Here is a 1093-nt window from a genome sequence, read left to right as displayed (position 1 = left end):
TCAAAGCTTCCCATCATATGAACGGCCAGCAGGTCATTGAAATTCATGGAAATACCGCTACGGATACCCATTACTGCCGCACAGTCCTCCTGATTTCCATGAACGGGAAGGACTATTTCTACGACCATTACCTTCGCTATGAAGATCAGCTCGTCAAAACCGGAGGTCTATGGAAGATTGCCGTGCGGGACCAGTACTTCGTCATGAGCGAGAGAAGAGAGAAGATATAGTCAACTGGCAGATAGAGGTTTTGAGTCAGAAGCGATCAATCGGATAGCGGAGAGCGGATTGCGGGGAGGTGGCGGCCTGATGGCCGCCGAGTTTGTATGGGGATTTTGCACAGGCGCGGGGAAAGCTCATATTGGGGGGTATCAAGTGTTACTAAAGCAGGACATGCGAATGGGAAAGGCTCCCCTCGATCGGAGAGCTCCCGCGAAGCGGGTGAGGGGGAACTGCACGATCCCTGCCAGTCGAAATTGACTCAAAATATTCATGCGTTACGTAATCATGGGCCCTCCGGCAGCCGGTAACTTCCATGGCACCCCTGCACTGCCAGTTCCTGCTGCGAATTTTGAAAATAAATATGCATTCCAAAAATTTAACGAAAATCTAATAAAATAAATTTCCTTTTCTGCACTATATAGGCAGAGCAAGGGAAATCACCCATAAGCTTCCGCTACGGCAGCCATTCTCAGAGAAAGCGGAAAGGGCGACGGACTGAGCTTAAAAATTCACGGGCCCGTGAAAACAAAAAAGAAAATACCAGTATGAGGAAAGCCACTACCCCTCGGAGCAGTATACCCCGGGAGTAGTGGCTTTTTTGTTAGAAAACGAGGGGAAGGGGGAAAGGGAAGGTGGCCGCCAAATTCATAGGGCGGCCTTTTTTATTTTGGACCATATTTTTCGCAGCTTTTAAAAGACCAGTCGTTTTTAATAGCCTCACATTGTCCGGGACCCGGGAAACGGGGTGTTGCGCTGCAATTCATGAAGCCACGCGAATTTAATATTTTCTGCACGAAACAGGCAGGTTACTTATGAAGGAAATCGTCAGGATACTATCGGTCACCACCTCGGCCGGTATCAGGGAATATTG

The 1093-nt window shown here is 48.8% G+C and carries 1 protein-coding gene; it reads left to right on the top strand.

Features of this window, described 5'->3' with window-relative positions; genetic code table 11:
* Positions 1-230, top strand: a 230-nt coding sequence (locus tag VZT47_RS10600) for a nuclear transport factor 2 family protein (protein WP_330224919.1), incomplete at its 5' end; no start/stop codon positions are given.
* Positions 231-1093 lie beyond the last annotated feature (863 nt).

The organism is Dialister sp. (assembly GCF_036343215.1).
Lineage (GTDB): Bacteria > Bacillota > Negativicutes > Veillonellales > Dialisteraceae > Dialister.
This window is presented reverse-complemented; position numbering and strand designations above follow the sequence as displayed.